The sequence below is a fragment of the Bacillus sp. EKM206B genome, from assembly GCF_011066015.1.
Taxonomy (GTDB): Bacteria; Bacillota; Bacilli; order Bacillales; family Bacillaceae; genus Bacillus; species Bacillus velezensis.
This window is the reverse complement of record NZ_JAAMNL010000006.1, coordinates 133,685-152,056: the sequence shown is the minus strand read 5'-3', so window position 1 is coordinate 152,056 and position 18,372 is coordinate 133,685. Positions and strand designations below refer to the sequence as shown.

16 protein-coding genes and 2 pseudogenes are annotated in these 18,372 nt (G+C 41.1%); 10 read left to right on the top strand and 8 right to left on the bottom strand.

The features are described 5' to 3' along the window. The first annotated feature begins 478 nt into the window (after positions 1-478). Positions 479-1,357 carry an ABC transporter substrate-binding protein gene (locus G9F50_RS13125; RefSeq protein ID WP_060562112.1) on the top strand — a complete coding sequence of 293 codons (879 nt, stop codon included), beginning with the start codon at positions 479-481 and terminating at the stop codon, positions 1,355-1,357. Positions 1,358-1,372: 15 nt separating this feature from the next. Here G9F50_RS13125 and G9F50_RS13120 read toward each other — a convergent pair whose 3' ends face one another. From G9F50_RS13120 to G9F50_RS13095, 7 genes and pseudogenes are all read right to left on the bottom strand, one after another. Beyond that, positions 1,373-1,948, bottom strand: a complete 576-nt coding sequence (locus tag G9F50_RS13120; RefSeq protein WP_060562113.1) for a histidine phosphatase family protein — start codon at positions 1,946-1,948, stop codon at positions 1,373-1,375. Positions 1,949-1,998: 50 nt separating this feature from the next. Continuing rightward, positions 1,999-3,090 (bottom strand): acetyl-CoA C-acyltransferase, encoded by a 1,092-nt coding sequence (locus G9F50_RS13115; RefSeq protein ID WP_060562114.1) that lies wholly within the window; start codon positions 3,088-3,090, stop codon positions 1,999-2,001. Further along, positions 3,078-4,514, bottom strand: coding sequence for an acyl-CoA synthetase (locus G9F50_RS13110; protein WP_060562115.1), 1,437 nt, complete (start codon positions 4,512-4,514; stop codon positions 3,078-3,080). The genes G9F50_RS13115 and G9F50_RS13110 overlap by 13 nt, the downstream gene beginning before the upstream one ends. 11 nt (positions 4,515-4,525) lie before the next feature. Then, complete coding sequence (locus tag G9F50_RS13105; protein WP_014304743.1) at positions 4,526-5,083, bottom strand: biotin transporter BioY; 558 nt, start codon at positions 5,081-5,083, stop codon at positions 4,526-4,528. Positions 5,084-5,213: 130 nt separating this feature from the next. Continuing rightward, positions 5,214-6,011, bottom strand: a complete 798-nt coding sequence (locus G9F50_RS20815) for a methyl-accepting chemotaxis protein (protein ID WP_371833775.1) — start codon at positions 6,009-6,011, stop codon at positions 5,214-5,216. Positions 6,012-6,020: 9 nt separating this feature from the next. Next, positions 6,021-6,395: pseudogene (locus G9F50_RS20810) on the bottom strand (protoglobin domain-containing protein); the annotation flags it as partial. 232 nt (positions 6,396-6,627) lie between these two features. Then, positions 6,628-8,151, bottom strand: a complete 1,524-nt coding sequence (locus G9F50_RS13095; RefSeq protein ID WP_015239526.1) for an FAD-dependent oxidoreductase — start codon at positions 8,149-8,151, stop codon at positions 6,628-6,630. A gap of 124 nt (positions 8,152-8,275) precedes the next feature. On the opposite strand from G9F50_RS13095, the gene G9F50_RS13090 reads away from it, so the two are divergent. Further along, positions 8,276-9,133: an SDR family oxidoreductase gene (locus tag G9F50_RS13090; RefSeq protein ID WP_015239527.1), complete on the top strand. Its 858-nt coding sequence runs from the start codon at positions 8,276-8,278 to the stop codon at positions 9,131-9,133. A gap of 30 nt (positions 9,134-9,163) precedes the next feature. Here G9F50_RS13090 and G9F50_RS13085 read toward each other — a convergent pair whose 3' ends face one another. Beyond that, complete coding sequence (locus tag G9F50_RS13085; protein ID WP_012117233.1) at positions 9,164-9,397, bottom strand: IDEAL domain-containing protein; 234 nt, start codon at positions 9,395-9,397, stop codon at positions 9,164-9,166. Positions 9,398-9,712: 315 nt separating this feature from the next. Between G9F50_RS13085 and G9F50_RS13080 the strand changes: the two are divergent. The 8 genes and pseudogenes from G9F50_RS13080 to G9F50_RS13045 form a co-directional block, all read left to right on the top strand. Beyond that, positions 9,713-10,156: pseudogene (locus G9F50_RS13080) on the top strand (competence protein ComK); the annotation flags it as partial. Positions 10,157-10,698: 542 nt separating this feature from the next. Beyond that, positions 10,699-11,778 (top strand): tyrosine-type recombinase/integrase, encoded by a 1,080-nt coding sequence (locus G9F50_RS13075; RefSeq protein ID WP_165406555.1) that lies wholly within the window; start codon positions 10,699-10,701, stop codon positions 11,776-11,778. A 5-nt stretch (positions 11,779-11,783) separates the two neighbouring features. Then, on the top strand, positions 11,784-13,922 hold the full coding sequence (locus tag G9F50_RS13070; RefSeq protein WP_069449146.1) for a site-specific integrase: 2,139 nt from the start codon (positions 11,784-11,786) through the stop codon (positions 13,920-13,922). Then, complete coding sequence (locus G9F50_RS13065) at positions 13,915-14,352, top strand: hypothetical protein (RefSeq protein WP_069448644.1); 438 nt, start codon at positions 13,915-13,917, stop codon at positions 14,350-14,352. The genes G9F50_RS13070 and G9F50_RS13065 overlap by 8 nt, the downstream gene beginning before the upstream one ends. 426 nt (positions 14,353-14,778) lie before the next feature. Further along, on the top strand, positions 14,779-15,591 hold the full coding sequence (locus G9F50_RS13060; protein ID WP_069448645.1) for a hypothetical protein: 813 nt from the start codon (positions 14,779-14,781) through the stop codon (positions 15,589-15,591). A 444-nt stretch (positions 15,592-16,035) separates the two neighbouring features. Then, positions 16,036-16,587: a hypothetical protein gene (locus G9F50_RS13055; protein WP_069448646.1), complete on the top strand. Its 552-nt coding sequence runs from the start codon at positions 16,036-16,038 to the stop codon at positions 16,585-16,587. Between the two features lie 60 nt (positions 16,588-16,647). After that, complete coding sequence (locus G9F50_RS13050) at positions 16,648-17,343, top strand: hypothetical protein (RefSeq protein ID WP_069448647.1); 696 nt, start codon at positions 16,648-16,650, stop codon at positions 17,341-17,343. A gap of 15 nt (positions 17,344-17,358) precedes the next feature. After that, entirely contained in the window at positions 17,359-18,333 is a 975-nt protein-coding gene (locus G9F50_RS13045) for a hypothetical protein (protein ID WP_069448648.1), read from the top strand. Positions 18,334-18,372: the final 39 nt, after the last annotated feature.

Here is an 18,372-nt window from a genome sequence, read left to right as displayed (position 1 = left end):
TCCTTTTTTTCATTTGCAGAACAACCAATAGACAGATTATTCTGTGGATTAATTGTATAGCATGGAATAATATTTTAGTAGACCCAATTTTTTTCAGTTTGTTTTATTTCTATTTAGGTATATCATCTCTCTTTCGTTTAATAGGAACCCGAAATATTTAAATTTTAATGGAAAAAACCGATGGAAGGACATGAGTATTTGTACACAGCCGCAATCGCTCTCTTGTTTGCTGGGTCGAACGGTTTGATTCCATTTTTGGAAGCTGCGGCAAAAACAGGATAAATGTCACCTTTTGTTGAATGCAGAAGTCTGATGGAAACGGAAGCGGAATGAAATAAAGCGGCCGGCATGAATCAGTCTTCGGCTTTCTTGACGGAGAAAAGCTGTGAAACCATTTTATAAAAATAATGATAATGAATATCATTGATACTTATATTGTCAATGATATAATTGCGGAAAAACGAAAGAGGGGGAACAGATGAAACAAATTTTCAGTATGCTGATGATCTTATCCGTTCTCTTCATAACGGCATGCTCAGAACAGGAACATGAAACCGCCGTCAGGCACGATCTGGGGACGGCGCATGTGGCTGCGCACCCGCAGCGCATCGCCGTATTGAATGAGGGCTTTATTGATACCCTCCATGATCTCGGCATAAAGCCTGTGGCTGCGGCGGATAATCGGACAGAGCGAAACGACGGCAGTCCGTCCGTCGGGCCCCCGTCATATCCCGATTTGAAAAAGATCACTTCGTTAAAGCCCGATCTCATCATTGCAGACTCAAGCCTTCACAGGGGGATATACCGAAAACTGACAAAGATCGCTCCGACAATCGCTTTAAAAAATGAAGCTGCGGATTATCAGGATGCGGTTGACGCTGCCCTTACTATTGAAAAGGCGGTCGGTAAAGATGGCATCATAGAGAAACAATTGTCGGCTCAGGAAGAAAAGCTGAATGACATCAAAAGAAAGCTGGATGCAGAAGGCGGCACGATTTTATTAATTGACGCTGCAAATGACAGCATTTCCGTAAAGGATGATCAGTTTTTTACGTCCCGGCTTTTGACGCTCGCAGGGTTTACCTATGCGGTCCAGACGGATTCCGGCGGGAAATCAGACTCTATCAAAATGACGTCCGGGCAGCTTTTGCATATCGATCCTGATTACATCGTGCTGTTGGACGGTGAGAAAAAACTCGAAAAAAATCACCTCTGGAAACAGCTGACAGCTGTAAAAAACGGACACGTTTACCGCGCGGACAGGGCGGTATGGACGGAGCGCCGGAGCATTGACGGGGCGGACGCCATATTACATGATCTGCAGAAAAAAATGCTCGCCAAAAAGGCCCAAAACTGAATTCGGGCCTTTTTGTTATGATTCTGATAGGTGGCTGCTTACATTGTAATCTTTGACGCGCCACTTATTTTCAATTCGTTCGATATTGCTCAGGCACGCATTGACAAGCTTTGCGTTTTGTATGTCTGTATCACCGTCAGAAATGGCGGACAAGAGGGCATGAATGGCTGCGCCGTGAGCGACGATCAGTACTTTTTGATCAGGAAATTGCTCCTGAACTTTCACTAAACCGGCAAGCATTCTGTCTGTCAGCTCTTCTGCGGTCTCCATGTTCGGGTAGTTTTTATCCGGGTAGCGCTTCGACCGTTCCGGTAAAGACATTCCTTCCGCATCACCGTAGCTTCGTTCTCTGAAATCTTCCATGACGACGATGGGAAGATTCAAAAACCCGTTAATAATGTCAGCTGTTTTTCTGGCCCGTTTCATCGGGCTTGAGACGATGACATCCCATTCGGACCCCTTTAAGTACTCTCCTGTTTCTTTCGCCTGACGCTCTCCCGTCGCATTTAACGGAATATCCGATTTGCCTTGAAGCTTCTTTTGGGCATTCCAATCAGTCTCTCCATGTCTTACTAAACAAACGGCAGTCATAAAGTCTCCACTCCGATCATTTTTTATCGATATCATCTATTATACTGCCGTTACGTTAACACTTCAAAGAGAAGCGCTAGTCCGACTCCGCCTCCGCTGCCGATCGCTGCTGCTGCGTAGCGGGCATCCGGGCGTCTTTTTGCTTCATAAAAAAGCCGGGTGACAAGCGCCGCCCCGGAAGCCCCGTACGGATGCCCGACGGCCAGAGCGCCGCCCCTGACATTTATTTTAGAATACGGCACTCGAAGCTGCTGTGAAAAAACGCATATTTTGACGGCAAACGCCTCGTTGATTTCGTATATATCAATATCATCCGGTGACAGGTCCCGTTCCTTCAAAAGTTTTTTGACGGCATAAACCGGAGCTGCTGACGGATAATTCGGGTGGACGCCGCTTACCGCACTTCCGATAAAACGTAATCCCGGCTTTAAACCGAGAGACCGCGCTTTTTGTTCTTCCATCACACAAACTGCCGCCGCCCCGTCAGAAATTCCGCAGCTGTTGGCGGCGGTGACAGAGCCTCCGGACTGAAAGACGGGCTTGGCACGGGAGATGAGAGGCTCCATGTTCCGCTTTTTCAGCATGTTTTCGTCAGCGGCGAATCCGTGACAGGGAAGAATTTCCGGGCGGTACAAGCCGTCTTCGTGCGCTTTGATGCTCCGTTCATAGCTGAGAAGGGCATATTCGTCCTGCATCTTTCTCGTTACGCCGTAAGCCTGTGCCGTATACTCTGCTGCTATGCCCATATCAGGATCGCCGATGTGTTCAGGAGAAAAGCGCGCCCGGGATGAGAAAGGGGAACGGCTGCTGCTCTCCGCTCCTCCCGCGATGTATGTGCTCCCCGCGCCGGCTTTGACAAAGTGGCACGCGACCCTCACGGCGTCCAGTCCGGAGCCGCACTGCCTGTCGATGGTCGTACCGGACACGCTCAAAGGAAGTCCGGCGGCCAAGGACGACAGCCGGGCGAGATTCCCGCCGCGGCCTGTCGCGTTTCCGATCAGGACTTCATCAATGTCTTCGGGCATGTTCCGGCTCAAATGGCGGATCAGCGGAGCTGCCAAATCTTCTGGGAGACAGTCTTTTAACAGGCCGTTTTCCCGGGCGAAAATTGTCCGTTTCGCATCCGTAATTACAGCTTCCATTCCATCATGTCCTTTGCCTGCTTTTGTACGGCGGCACGGGCGATCTTTCCGCCGGCTGTTTCCGGTATTTCTGAAAACAGCCATTTCTTCGGGATTTTATATGCCGCCAGCTGCTCGCGGCACTGTTTCTTCAGTTCCTTTACATTTGCATCTCCGTCGATCACCGCAACGGCGATGCTGCCCCAATAATCATCAGGAATGCCGATGACGGCCGCTTTTCTGACGCCCGGACAGCGGTTGAGCACACGTTCTATCTCTTCAGGGAATACATTCAGGCCGCCTGATACGATCATCCCGTTTTCACGTCCTTCGATATAAAGATAGCCTTCACGATCGATATATCCCATGTCATCAACCGTCATCCAGCCGGAATCATCAGGTTTTGCGCCGTTGATGTATCCGGAGAATTTCATCGGGCTGTTCACAAAAATCTTCCCCGTTTCGCCCGGCATGCAGCGTTCTCCGCCGGGCCGGCGGATTTCGATTGTAACATTTTCAAACGGCCGGCCCGCCGCGTCAGGCTTTCGGGCGCTGTCTTCAGGCGATAAGAACGCCACGAAACTCAGCTCGGACGTTCCGTAAAAATCGTACAACCGCAGATGGGGATAGCGCTCTGACAGCGCTTGTTTAGACGAAGCGGGCCAGTCTGCACCGGAAGAAATCACCTTGAGCGGTGTATCCGGAAACGCCTCTAGTGAGAGCAGGGCGTCCGTCATTGTCGGAACGGTATATAGAACGTCAGCTTGTCTGAGCCGGTCTTTCATTCCGGCCGGGTTGAATTTTCTTTGAAGGATGACGGTTCCGCCGATAAACAAAGTGCTGACGGCACCGTATAAAAAGTGTGACGAGCGAAGCGTGCCCGGTACCAGCACTTTGTCATCAGGGGAAATGCCGAATTCACGTTTCGTACAAGAAAAGCTCTCCAGCCACGAACGGTGAGAGCGGGTGAAGGCTTTCGGCTTACCGGTCGATCCCGAGGTGAATCCGGTATAAAAGGGCAGGCCGGCGTTATTGATAAAAGCGCCTTCCGTTTTTTCCGCCTCGATCAAGGGCCTGCATTCATCCCACAGGATGACAGGCGTTTTGACGCCGTCCAGTCTGCCGCTCAGCCGGCGGTCACAGATGACGAGGCCGGTTTTGCTGATGTGCAGCTGGTCCGCGAGTTCCGCCGCTGCCGAGCGGGGATCTAACGGAACCGCCGTGCAGCCGGCATGCGCCGCCCCTGCGAAAAGTTGTAAAAATGGGATGCCGTTCGGCAGTAATATTGCAATGTTTTCCGGCTTACCTGAAAGGCTGCCAAGCCAGTTTGCGGTTTGGTTAACTAGCCTGTTCCAAGTTTGATAGGTGATCTGTTCTGTTTCTGTCTGAATTGCGATCTGTTCCGGCGCTTGTCCGGCTGTATCTGAATATGATGATGTAATCATGATGACTAAAATCAGCTTCCTTTCGTCGGCAAAAGCCGGCTTGCTTGAAGAGTTTTTCTGATTCTTACGGCTGCGAATGAGGCTGCGGCCGCTTTAAGCAGATCTCCGGGCACATAGATGAGGCTGAGCTTTACGGCAGTCAAGATATCAATGTGCATTATAAAAGCCTGAACGGGAATGCCGATGACATACAAAAACAGCACGCCGAACAAGAACTGTCTGATAAACAAATGGGGGACAGCAGCTGAGCGAAGGCCTTGGATGCTGAGGCTCAGCAGTAATGCCGCCAGCGGATATGCGATGAGATATCCGGCGCTCGGCCCGAAAAAAACCCCGAACCCGCCTCTGCCGCCTGAAAGGAGAGGCGCTCCGCATGCCACAATCAGCAAAAATAGCAATTGGCTTAAAAACGCCGCTTTCGGTTTTAGGATGCTTCCCGATAAGAGCACACCGATCGTCTGGAGCGTAATCGGAACCGGCGTAAAGGATAAGAAAAGCGGCGGGAGCAGCCCCAAAAGTCCCATAATGGCGGTAAACACGGCAATATGCATCATTTCTGTCAATTTCATTATGTATTCCTCCAGCTTATCAAAATATGTTTATACAATAAAGCGAGTCTTTATATATGTCAACTCAATTATATTTTAAGTTAACATTAAAAAGACCGGCCCTTTATGAAAAAGGCCGGTCGGTTTATCTTTATTCTTCTGTAAGGATAACAAGTGAATCAACGGATGATGCAACGTGGGAAACCGCGCGGCTGACTTCTTGAAGGCCGCCGAGAAAGGCCTGCAAATCAACGTCGATTTTGCCTGTCTGGTCTTTGCTCGTTTTCATGCTTTGGACGATGTCATCAAACAGACGGTTGATCTGCGCCATTTTTTCTTTCGTTTCACTTACAAGTCCGTTTACATCTTTAATATGTTTGGACACGATGTTGATTTGTGTATTGGTATTGTTCACGAGCTCTGATACGGTGGAAACGGTTTTTTTCGTATCCTCTGAAAGCTTCCTTACCTCCGTCGCGACAACGGCGAACCCTTTGCCGTGCTCCCCGGCTCTCGCGGATTCTATTGAAGCGTTGAGTGACAGGAGATTCGTTTGCTCGGCGATCCCCGTCACGATGCCGAAGATTTTTTCGATCTGCTGGGCGATGTCATTCAGCTTGTCCATTTCTTCTTCAATCTGCAGGAGGCTGGCGTCGATTTTATTCATCTGCTGCTGCTGGCTTTCAAGCTCTTTTTTCCCGCCGATTGATTTTTCTTCGACATGTACGGAAGTTACGGTGCCGGCTTTTGACGCCTCGGAAATGCCCTCGGATTTATCGACCAGCTCTTGCACGGCTCTGCTCGTTTCTGAAAACAAATCAGCGAGTGATCCGGATGTTTCCTGGATTTTTTGATGAAGACGGGCTTTCTTTTCCTCTTGTTCGTCACGCTGGCAGTTATATTCAGTCTGGAATGCTTCAAGGACGAGCTGCTGTTCAAGATTCAATATTTTCGTCGTCGCTTTGATCGCTTTTAAAAGCTCATGCAAATCCGGAATGGTTGCTTCATATATGTTCATCATCGACAGAAGCAGATCCTGGAACGCTCCCATATACCATTTCGGTTCAAGGCCGATCCGCAAATGGATGGAAGCGATGCGCTGTCTTTTTTCAATGAATTCATCATCAATCGTGCCGGCAAACATCTCATGGATATGACGCCGTAATGTTTTTTTCAGGCGCTCGACCGTGCTGTGGTCGTTAATGATCGTCATTAATGATTTTTCGTGATCCAGGTTTCGGTAAAAGGAATCGACGATTGTTGAGATATGTTCTTTAATTAACGGCTGCAGCTCTTCAAGCACATGAAGTTCTTCGTTTCCGAGCCTGACCATTTTCAGCTGTTTTTGGACATCTGCATATTGATTTGAAAGCGCGATGCGTTTTTTTTCATCGGCTTCCGAAAAATAAGCTGTTTCTTTTTTGCGGTCTTTTTTAAATAACAATATAAGTTCCCCCAGATATTCTCTTTTTCTTTTTATCGGTATGGAAGGAACTTGAATGAAGGAATCTGATAAAAATATTTTAATGCAAAAAAAATAAAACCATTCGTACAGAATGGTTTAGTTAATCTTGGCTGAGGCGCTTCAGCGGCTTGATGGCGGGACCTTCGGCAACCCCGCCGTCAGGTGTGAACCGGGACCCGTGACAAGGACAGTCCCACGTCCGTTCGCCGTCATTCCATTCGACCTCACAGCCCAAATGGGTGCATGTCGTATCGACAAGATGCAGACAGCCTTTTTCATCTTTATAGGCGCCGGCCCGTTTGCCGTTTACCGTTACGATTTTTCCCTCCCCGGGCCGAAGAGTCTCAGGTGAAGCGTCCGGCCTCTCAAGTTTGCCCGAGATAAGGTGTTTGGCCACGTCGGCATTATAGGAAATCAGTTTTTTCAGTCCCGGATCTGCGTGGAAGCGTGACGGAATAAACAGGCCGGAAAACGGGTTCTTTTTGTTTTGAATATGATCAGCCAAAAGCTTCGCCGCGAGCGCTGAGCTTGTCATGCCCCATTTTTTAAAACCGGTCGCCGCCAAAATATGTTCTTCATCGCCTGAGATGGGACCGATGAACGGAATTTTGTCAATGGTGACAAGGTCTTGTGCAGACCAATGATATGGGATGCTTTCAACTCCGATTGTGTCTTCCGCAAATTGTTTCAGCGCTTCGTAATGCTCGGACATTTCTTTTCCCTGGCCTGTTTTGTGGCTTTCGCCGCCGACAAGAACCAATTTTTCACCGTTCAAATCGGTGTATCGCAGTGATCTGGACGGCTTGTCTATGCTGAGATACATCCCGTCCGGATACGCTTGTTTCGGTTTTACCGCGAGTACGTAGGATCTGCTGGCATACATTCTGGCGGCGTAAAGCCCGCCTCCGTCATAAAAAGGAAAGTGGGAAGAGCAGACAATATAGCTGCACTTGATGCCGTGTCTGTTTTTCGTGACCACTTCCGGCTGCGGTTCTTTTTTTATGTCGATCGCAGCCGTCTGTTCAAAAATCCGCGCCCCGTTTTTAACGATCTCTTTGACGAGCGCCGCGCCATATAAAAGCGGATGGAATTGCGCCTGATTCTTCATGGCGAGACCGAGCCTGCAATCAACGGGGACGGGAAGTTCTTTCACAAGCTCGTGTTCAATACCGAGCTTGGTATAAGCTTCCTGCTCACTGCGGATTTTTTTGACGCCTGATTCTGTATTGGTGTAAAGATATGCGTCTTGTTCAATCAGTCTGCAGTCAATCGAAAGGTCCTTGATGATCTGCTTCATGTCTTCCATGGCGCGGAGATGGGCTTCGAAATACAGCCTTGCGCTGGTCAGGCCGATCTGCTGAATAAGATCGGCATAGATGAAATCATGCTGGGCGGTGATTTTTGCGGTCGTTCCCGCGGTCGTCCCGTTTAAAATCCGGTCTGCTTCAATGACAGCGACACGGAAACCTCTTTTCGTCAGTTCGTATGCCGTTGTCAGGCCCGTAATTCCTCCGCCGATAATCGCAACGTCACATTCCGTATCTTCAGTGAGGGCGGGAAAGGAAGGAATGTCAGCTGTTGCTTTCCAATAGGAAGCCGGTTCCTCGTTTGAAAAAGTAGTCAATTCAGATTTACCTCCTCTGTTGTATATTCTTAATTTTTCCAATAAGACTCTGTTCATACATGAAATTCGTATAAGATGCTCAAATTACTCATAATATAGTAATTAATGTAAAGGAGTGATCAAAATGGCTAACCAGAAGAAGAAAACCTTGCCGCCGCAGCATCAAAACCGGCAGCCGGGCTTTGAATATGTAATGGACCCGCGCCCCGTTTTTGACAAACCGAAAGCTGCGAAAAAACTTGAAGGGAAAACGGCGGTCATCACGGGCGGAGACAGCGGGATCGGCCGCGCCGTATCCGTTTTATTCGCGAAGGAAGGCGCTAATGTGGTCATCGTTTACTTTGATGAGCATCAGGATGCCGAAGAGACGAAGCAATATGTAGAAAAAGAGGGGGCGAAATGTCTGCTGATCGCAGGGGATGTCGGCGACGAAGCCTTTTGCAACGATGTCATCCGCCAGGCGGGCCAAGCCTTTCCTTCCATTGACATCCTGGTCAACAACGCAGGTGAGCAGCACGTACAGCCGGGGATTGAGAAAATCACGAGCCACCAGCTCATCAGAACGTTTCAGACGAATATTTTTTCAATGTTTTACTTAACGAAAGCCGCGCTCCCTCACCTGAAAAAAGGAAGTTCAATCATTAATACGGCCTCTATTACCGCCTATAAAGGCCACAAAACATTGATTGACTATTCAGCGACAAAAGGGGCGATCGTCACGTTTACAAGATCTCTTTCCCAATCTCTTGTCACTCAGGGCATCAGGGTAAACGCAGTGGCGCCGGGGCCGATCTGGACGCCGCTGATCCCGGCGAGCTTCTCGGCGAAGGAAGTGGAAGTCTTCGGCTCAGACGTGCCGATGCAGCGCCCGGGAGAGCCTGTTGAAGTGGCGCCGAGCTATTTGTACTTAGCAAGCGATGATTCTTCCTATGTCACGGGACAGACGATTCATGTGAACGGCGGCACCATCGTAAACGGATAATGTAAAAAAAGCCAATCCATATGGATTGGCTTATTCACTCTGTTTGAGTGCTGCATATTCTTTTGAAAGCGTGAGGAACGCTTCTTTATTTTTATCATCAAGCGCCTTATTAATCTGCATGGTCAGCATGGCGAGCCGGCGTTTATACAAGGATTCATCAAGCACCATTTGAATGTAAATATCGGCCATTGTCACATCGAATTCGTTTGCTATTTGCGTGTTGCGGGACTTCATGAGCTCAGTGTACGACTTTTTCTCTTTCATAAAGAATCCCCCCAATGCCTTTTTTATAGTATATGGATAACGGCCGGAAAAATCAATTAATTTTTATAATCTTTAGACAACTAATACTTGGAAATATATCGACATATCCTGCAAATTGACGAAAAAACGAAAATGATCATCGTATAAATGAGGTGAAACGAAAAAGAAAAACAATATTTAAATAGTAATTTAAGACTAAATTACATCTTTAAAAGGTGATTTTTAGCTATATTCAAAAAAAACCTGTCGTTTTCCAATGACAGATGATAGATTATTAGTATAAATTTTCAAGAAAAGGATTGGAGGCTGCACATTATGTGCCAGAAAACACACGCACCCTTAGAAAGCTACGAAGTAAATCGTTCAACCATCGCTGTTTTGCCTGAGGAAATAGACGGTAAAATGGGGTCGAAGGTCATTGAAAAAGACTGCATTCTGTATGTCAGCATGAAGCCGATTCACATCATCGACAGAAGCTGCCGCTACTTTGGCTCCAGCTATGCCGGGAGAAAAGCGGGAACATATGAAGCGATTAAAATTTCTCACAAGCCGCCGATTATGGTGGACCCTTCAAATCACATCTTTTTATTCCCTACACTTTCTTCTGCAAGGCCTCAATGCGGCTGGATATCTCATGTGCACGTTAAAGATTTTCAACCGACGGCATTTGATGACACAGCGGTCACGTTCTCAAACGGCAAAACGATGGAACTGGAAGTATCCTATCATTCTTTTGAAAACAGAAACCTAAAATGTGCAAAAAAACTGATTCCCTTACTCCCACAAGGGATCAATACTGTTGTTGCACAAATAACTTGGACAAAGGAGCAAAGCAAAGTAGCTGATGCTCTTTTTTTGTGTAAATGAACTTAATAAAGTTATATTCGAATAACATCGAATTGGAAATTAAATGTGTGAGATTGTAGAAATAGTCATCTTTACATGTTTTTGTGATGCTTGCTATAATGATTTGCGAACTTGCTTGGAAAAGTATTCCTTGCTAGTTATAAATGACGGGAGGGGGGTGAGATTAAATGAGCCGATATTATATATGGACTTGCCCAAAAGGGATTGAAAGCTTGTATGAACTAATGGTCTTTTCGCCGGACAAGGAACCTTTCATGCCGCTGACTACTTTTTACTTTCATTGTTCAAATTATGCTTCAAATACTGCCAAGACATACCTTAATAGGCTTGTAGATTATTTTAACTGGCTTGAACAGTATACAAAAACAGTGGGACGGGATTTTCCATGAGACGGACCTGAAGAAGAAGTACGGTTATGTGTTGAGTATTATCTGATGGATCGAATGGGTTGTAAGGTTCTAGGGACGAGCACATTTAAATATGTCAACCCGACGTACAAAAGTCCAAAGACTGTAAGTACGTTTCTGTCAGCTATCAAACTCTTTTACACAATCATGATTCAGAAAAAAGATTATATCTATGTAAACCCGTTGATTGATATTTATTCAAAACTTGAAATTGAAAAGTCAAGATATCAAGGTGTTCGTAAGGATGCACCAAGGCTTCCACACATGGCTGGAACGGAGGAAGAGTTATCATTTAGACGCGAAACGGACTCCTATTTTAAATTCGCTAAAGGAGCATGGGCTCCGGAAATTATTGATGATAAATTTCTGCCAACTCTGACATATGAAGCAGGCAAAAAACATGGATGGACATTGAGGGAAATAGTGATTGCAAGACTTCTGTATGAAACAGGAGCTCGCATTTCTGAAATTATAGGGCTGACAATAGGTGATTATCGAAGCCGGTCAAATATTAATGAAGCTAACACTTTTAGTAAAGGAAGCTACGGTAGAAGAGTTAAATTCATTATTTTTCAACAAGATACGGCTAGACTTTTGATGAGGTACATCAATAAAGAGCGTAAAAAGTATGCAGTCAACAAAGTGAAATATGAGCAGCTTTCTGATGAAGAGCCTTTGTTCATTTCAGAAAAAGGCACCCCTTTAACATACCAAGCTTGGTATTATCACTGGAATGGGGCAATGGCAGCTGTAGGAATTAAATTAAACCCACATAAAACACGTCATTGGTTTACAACAGCAAGAATGAGAATGATAAAGGAGTTAGCTCGTAATCCTGATGAGTATGCTCGTATGATATCGGAGTTCAGAGTCTATATGAAATGGAAGCATGAAGATACAATTAGGGCGTATGAACATCATTTTACGAATGAAACGAATCGGGTTATGCAGCTTGATCTCCATGAAAAAATGAAACAAGATGAAGCGTATTATTTAAAAAACAGAAAAGAAATTTTACGTCGAAATGCAGAAACTCCACATTCATCAGACTCTGAACCTATTGTACAGGATAAAGAGATACAAGAATTTTTGGATGGATTGGATTGAGAATTATGGACACCAGCTTAAAAACACCAAGCACATCATTTTATAATGAGCTAAAACCTTACTATGATGAACGAATTTTGCTTTTAAAAAGAGGAAATGATGGTTTTCTTTTGGATGAGATGTATGAAACAAATTTGAGAATGCTACGTGACAATACTCGTAAATCAATATTTGCAAATCATTTATTATTGCTTGCGTTATTGTTAACGAGGAAAAATATATCTCCACCGTATATTCGAAAAAATGTTTATACCATCAAAAGAAACCTAGATATTTTATTTAATTACTTCAATTTAAAAGAGGTTACCGATTTTAACATAAACGATCATCTATATCCATTTTTTAAAGGGAACATAGCGCATGAATTAAGCGATTCTCAGCTTTATCAATTTTATTGCAGTTATCATGTCGCAAATCTGGATTCTGGCCGTTGGTATGACACATTAAGTATGCGTGATAAGGAATACTTTAAGAAATATCTCTTTCCGCATTGCTCTTTTCATTACAGTGATTTTCCGTATATGAAGACAGTATATATGAAAAGCAAAATTAATCGGAAAGCTGAAACAGATGCTATTGTTAATCAATTGCCTCAGATAAGGGCTGAATCGAGCTTAAGATGGCAAAAGCTTAAACGTATGCGTGAAGCTTTTAGGAAGGCGGTTAAAAAAGCAAACGGTGAGTATCCTATAGATTTTTATTATGATGAACCTGATCGTATCGGTGAACGTTATTTTTTCCGTTTATGGGATAGACGATCGTTTGTCTTACATCATGCAGATCAATTCAAAGATCATCGTAAAAAAGCAGCAAGGCTAAGGTTAGATGTGTTTAAAAAAGAATTTGTTTTTCTTGAACTTATTAAAGTTGAGAAAAAAGGTTCGTCCGATGATCCAGTTGAGGGGTTATGGTTTAAAGAACTAATCGATAACGATCTAATCGGTACATTTAGCACAAAAGATCCAAAAGTTGCGGAGCAGAAAAACAGCATCCTGCGTTCATGGGGATACGAGCATCGTTCTAAAAGGGGAAATGCTGTTATTCCCGCATTTTATACGAGTCATTTAGGAATACTCAAACAGAATAGTTTTTTGTGTGAAAATCAAGACAAGGCAGAAGGTTTGCTTATTGATATCGAGCCGTTATATGTAGCTGCAATATTTGGGCTACTAGCTATTAATATTTATACGACGAATGGGGCGAGGGTAAATGAACTTTTACAAATTGAATACACTAAAGAGTGTATCAAATTAGTACAGCATAAATCCAAACTGATTTATTCTTTTCACGTTGTACCGAAAGGGCATACCGATCGCCAAGAATACATTGTGACAGAAGACATCATGAAGCTATTTAGCGAAGTGAGAGAGATGCTTAAAGAACATTATCAAAGTGATAAAATCCCACTTGTTCCGTATAAATTATATGTACGAGAGCATTTGTTTTTGGAACCAAGACCGTACTTGTTTCAATATAATGGTAGATTGCTTAATGGCAGAGGAATCAATGCATGTATGCAACTGCTAATGCATGGAATAACTTGCAGTACAATTGAAGGTGAGAAGGTAGTAGTCAAATCTCATGGGTTGCGCCACGGATTTGCTACAGAAGCTGTGAATCGATTTGCTATTCCATTACCTGTTGTGGGAAAAATCATGCATCAAAAGAATTTGAATGTTACTGGCTATTACGCAGAACCTACAGCCAGTCAGGTTATCGGTTTAATGAATCGCTATCAAGATCTAGCTGCGTCTTTTGAGAATATGGATGAAAAAAGAAAAGACTATCCTGAATTGGATCGAGAGTTAAAAAAACGAGAAGAAAAAGTCGGTATTTATAATCAGGTGTCCGGTGGAATCTGTGTGACTAATGATGCTTGTCCAAAAAACATGGCTTGTATTGGATGTCAGGCAAAAATACCAGAACCAGATAAAAAAGAAGAGTTGCTCGACATTTTGGAGAACACTTATCGAACAGAGGAGCTTTATAACAAATGGAATTTGCAGTTTGAATTGAAAAAAATACGAAAGATGAGGGAAGATGGTCAACGGGAGCTTGAATTGATTAAAGGAATTGAAGTATACCGTAAAGAAAGCAACTTTCGATTAGAAATCGTGTTTCCGCAAAAAGAAAAAGATGAATGAACGTAGATCAAGTTGGGATCGTACCTTTCAACTGGGAAAAAAAGCGATTGATTCCTTAGTTAAAGAGGGAATGCCTGTAACCCGGCAGAGTATAAGTAAACGAACAAAGGAACTTGATCCAACAAGTAAAGGAATTCATCCAAACTCTGTGAAAACAAATACTGACCTTTATTGTTACTATCAGGAATACAGTATATCGTATAGGAAAAAGAAACGGTTAAATGACAAAAAGAATCGAATACTTGAAGTGGATGATGCCTACTTCAGGAAGATTAAATCCAGCAGAGATAAAAAAATTGCTGAAAAAAAGTTTATGAAGATGACAAAGCAAGAGGTTGTTGGAGTCTTGTTGAAAGCGCTGGACTATATTGCAGATAATGAGGATAGATGGCATGGAGAGCATTTTAAGAAGTCTAAAAAATTTTTTTAGATGTTTTTGTAACGAGAAAATGACAAAAAACCACAAAATTATTCGCCAGCATAATCTTGTGATATAACATTTAAGTATATGTAATGTTTTATTAAAGGGAGCTGCAGTGGTGTGCACGCTCTCTTTTTCTTATTGAAGACACAGAAACCGTTATATAAACGGTTTACCTCTGTAGTAAGGTTATAGACGGACTTTTTGATTCATTTATAAGAATAACTGATGAAGAAGTGAAAGTCAATTGCTTTTTCAAATGAAGAAGCAAAAGATGGAAAAACGAACAGAGATCTCCTAGGCTCAGGTGAGAAAAGAGAAAAGGTATGATTTTTATAGGGATTATCTTATTTTAAGGTATTTAAAAGGTATCTTAGTTTGACGATCAAATAAATGGACGGACTAGTCATAATCATTTTTTAAGGGGGATATTAAGTGTGGGCAATAGTGGTACTGATTATTTTATATATTTTAATTTCGAATTACAAGAAGACAAAGAAAACGTATACTATAGCATCAGTTCATGTTCTGTATAAGACAAAAAAGAACAAATTATCTTTCATAATTTTAAATAGTGAACGTATGAATCAAATTAAAGAGTTTTTTTGGAAAATAAAAATAAAAGAATTAGCTCAAATTGTGGATGACTTATCTGATGAATATGAACGAAAAAATAATTTCACTTCAAAATCTGTTGTTATAAGTATAGCCTTTATTTCGTCTGCTACTGCGTATCTATCATATATCTTAGCACGTGTAAATATTAGATTGAACTTATTCACCAGCGAGATTGAAAATAAAGTTAAAGAACTGAGACGAAGCGGTGAAGTGAGTGCAAATTCTGGGTTTTTAAACCCGGATGAAAAAACAGAAAAGTTATTAACTAAGGCAATTAAAGAAGTTGATTCTTTTGTTATGGACACGATGTTGCAACACATAGGAATAATAGGCATTTTTGTGGTTTTAATCTGTTTATATTTGTTGTACCGAAGGTTAACAGTACGATTAGTAAATAAACTTTATTTTGCGGCAAAAAGGGTATACGAAGACAGAAACAAATACGAAGATGAATTAAAAGAAGTGTTAGAGAAGGTATACAAATATCAAACAATTAATTGGGAAATGAGAATAATAGAGAATGAAGAGTGTTTTATTATTATTTATGAATCTGAAGATAGGGAAAAAGCTGAAACCATATTCTTAACTGATGAGAAGTTGATTAAAGTTGTTAAACAACATTTATTTTAACCTATGATTGGTGTTAGTTAAGTTTGGAAAATAGAATAATTAGAATTTTGATGTTAACGAATTCGAAGATAATGCACATGATATTTTTCGACAAAATTCGGGAAAAGTATAAGTAAACCTATGTTATTGACACTTTTTTATAAAAAGCTAAGAAAAAGAATTGAGAATAAAGTTTTATAAGGCTACATTGCTTAAAAATCTTTAACCATATATTCTACGCTGGTAATGAATGAAGATTTTTATGAATAAAAAAGCGTTCGACAAATTCTGCATAGGACTTCCTTTTTTATGAAATTTAATTTAAAATGATTCCCTAAGAATTAAAAGGATTATTACTTTAAGTGAAAAGTGTCGCGAAATGAAATTTTCTGTATATAGAAAATTTGTATACGTTAGGGTAGTTGATAATAAAATAAACTATACCTATCAGAAGGGGGAAAACCCGTGGTCATTAAGATAAAATTATATGAGATTGCCAATAAAACAACACTTTCAGAAATTCAGGATGAGTTTGAGGCTGAAAATATAATTTCTTTTACAGATCGGTATATAGGTGTTAGATATAATTACTCTAATGTGAGTTACAGTTATGTATTAAATTTTATGAGAACAACAAGATCAAGACAAGTAATTTTAAACCCTAATAAATTTTTGAAAATAATACAATATTGCTTAAGATATAATATATATATAGAAGATCTAAATTTCGTTAAAATAGTACCTGAAGATAGCTATGAGTTTGTGCAGAAATATTTAGATAAAATTAACGATGGAACTGAAGAAATAAAATTGTTGTATAGAGATAAGCTCTTTTCAGAATTGGATTGGATTGTATCGGACGAAGGGATAGATATAGAAGATCTTAAAATTCAAATGGAAATAAAAGATAACCCTATTTATTCTAATGTGAATTTTTATAATAACGGGATTATAACAACTACTCAAAACATTTCAGATGAGTTGCAGAATTTGGTAGAATTTATATTAGAGGACTGATTTATTCTGTTAGAATTATTATTAAGAATTAGGAATCGATTACTTAAATGGATTACCTTATTGAGTCCGATACTTACTATTATATTGGTGTATAATTATAAACTAAATCTCACTCATATCATCACTTTTTTTATTCCAGAAATGACTAAACATCTTGATGGTAAAGAATCACTCGAATTTACTTTGAATGTATCAATATGTACAGTTATCATCAGTTTAATCAGTGAATTATTTAGAAAAGTTTCTGATTTCTCTTCAAAAGTGTATGATAATGAGTTTGCTTCACAAGGTGAAATAAACTATAGACCAGAGAGAAATAGTCCAATAACTTTGAGAATCGACTGTGCTATTAACTATAGATGGTCTTTTTTAAAGTATTTAATCACTAAGTTGGGGGGTCTTAAAATTGTTGTGTCCTTTCCCTATTGGTTAGAGATTGATTGGGATCAGAACACTAATTACCCTAAGGGAGCAATTAAAGATTCTTTTTATGAAGAAAGTAGTGAAAATGCTCAAGAGAATAGTTTTACAATTATCTTGGACAAGTATATTCAAAAAAAGTCAGCCAAATCTAGATTTATTATCAAGGAAAGGTTTATATCTAGTGCAACAAGTAGACTTGATGGAGCTATAATTCCCTCGTTTGTCCCGAGAACAAACAATAAACTCTATTACTTACTTATTTGTATAATAATTTTTGTTTTTTACAATTTAAAAGAAGAGGAATATGTTATCCACGCAAGGAAGCTTGATTAGCAGAAAGGATATATTATGTCTGATAAATCAACCACTTTTTCAGTATTTAGATTTTACAATTATGAAAGTATTGATAACTTCATTGAGACGCTTAGAAACAATTTAATTGTGTCTAGACAAAAGACAGTAGATAATTTGTCAGATACTTTATATGCAAGAGTAGAGCAATATTCTGATGAGTTTCCTCTATTTCAAAAAAACATTGTTGATCTAGAGGGATTCAATAATATCAATTATATTTCTTTTAACTTATTGACAGAGAGTCCGAAGAATACAAAATGTTGGGTTTCGGATGAGATGATGATTGATCGACAAGAGCGGGTTAAACTTAATGAGTCTAAAGTTTTGGTTTTTGAATATGATGGAACAGTAGATGCAATTGTTTTCTGTGGACTGCACAATGCTAAAACGCCTATGAAAAGTTTCTTTACGCCTGAGACATGGGGGATAGTTTCAGATTTAAATTTAGATATTTGCGATGACCTATTATTTTGGATCGCTAAACAATACTTACATCCAGATAGTCGAAATCAGTCTTTATCAAAATTGGAACAAGTTTTTATTACAGATATCGAAAAGTATTCTGGTTCAGAAGGCGACGGTAAAAATACTTGTACTGGCGCAGGGAATGGTATTGATAATTTGTATACTACTACGGCATTTTTAATAAATAATGCTAAGTTAAAATCTTTAAAAGCAAAGGTACAGGTTGGAAGAGAGCATGTTTTAGTGGAACTTAAACTTACTGGAAGTTTTATGTTTTGGATAAAATCTTATAATGGTATCCTAAGAAGATTGTCTGGGGAGCATAAAACTAATGCTATAGCTATTTTTCTTTACATGAAGTTAATACCCATAATTATTGATTGTTATAAAACTGCCGTAAAAACATCTGATTGGTCGCCTGAAATAAAATCGGATTTTTTACAATATTTAAGGGATAGACTAGTTAATGAAGTTGAACAGGGGAGACCTAACTTAAATAATTGAAATAAAGGTTAGTACATAAAAAGCCCTTAATAATAAGGG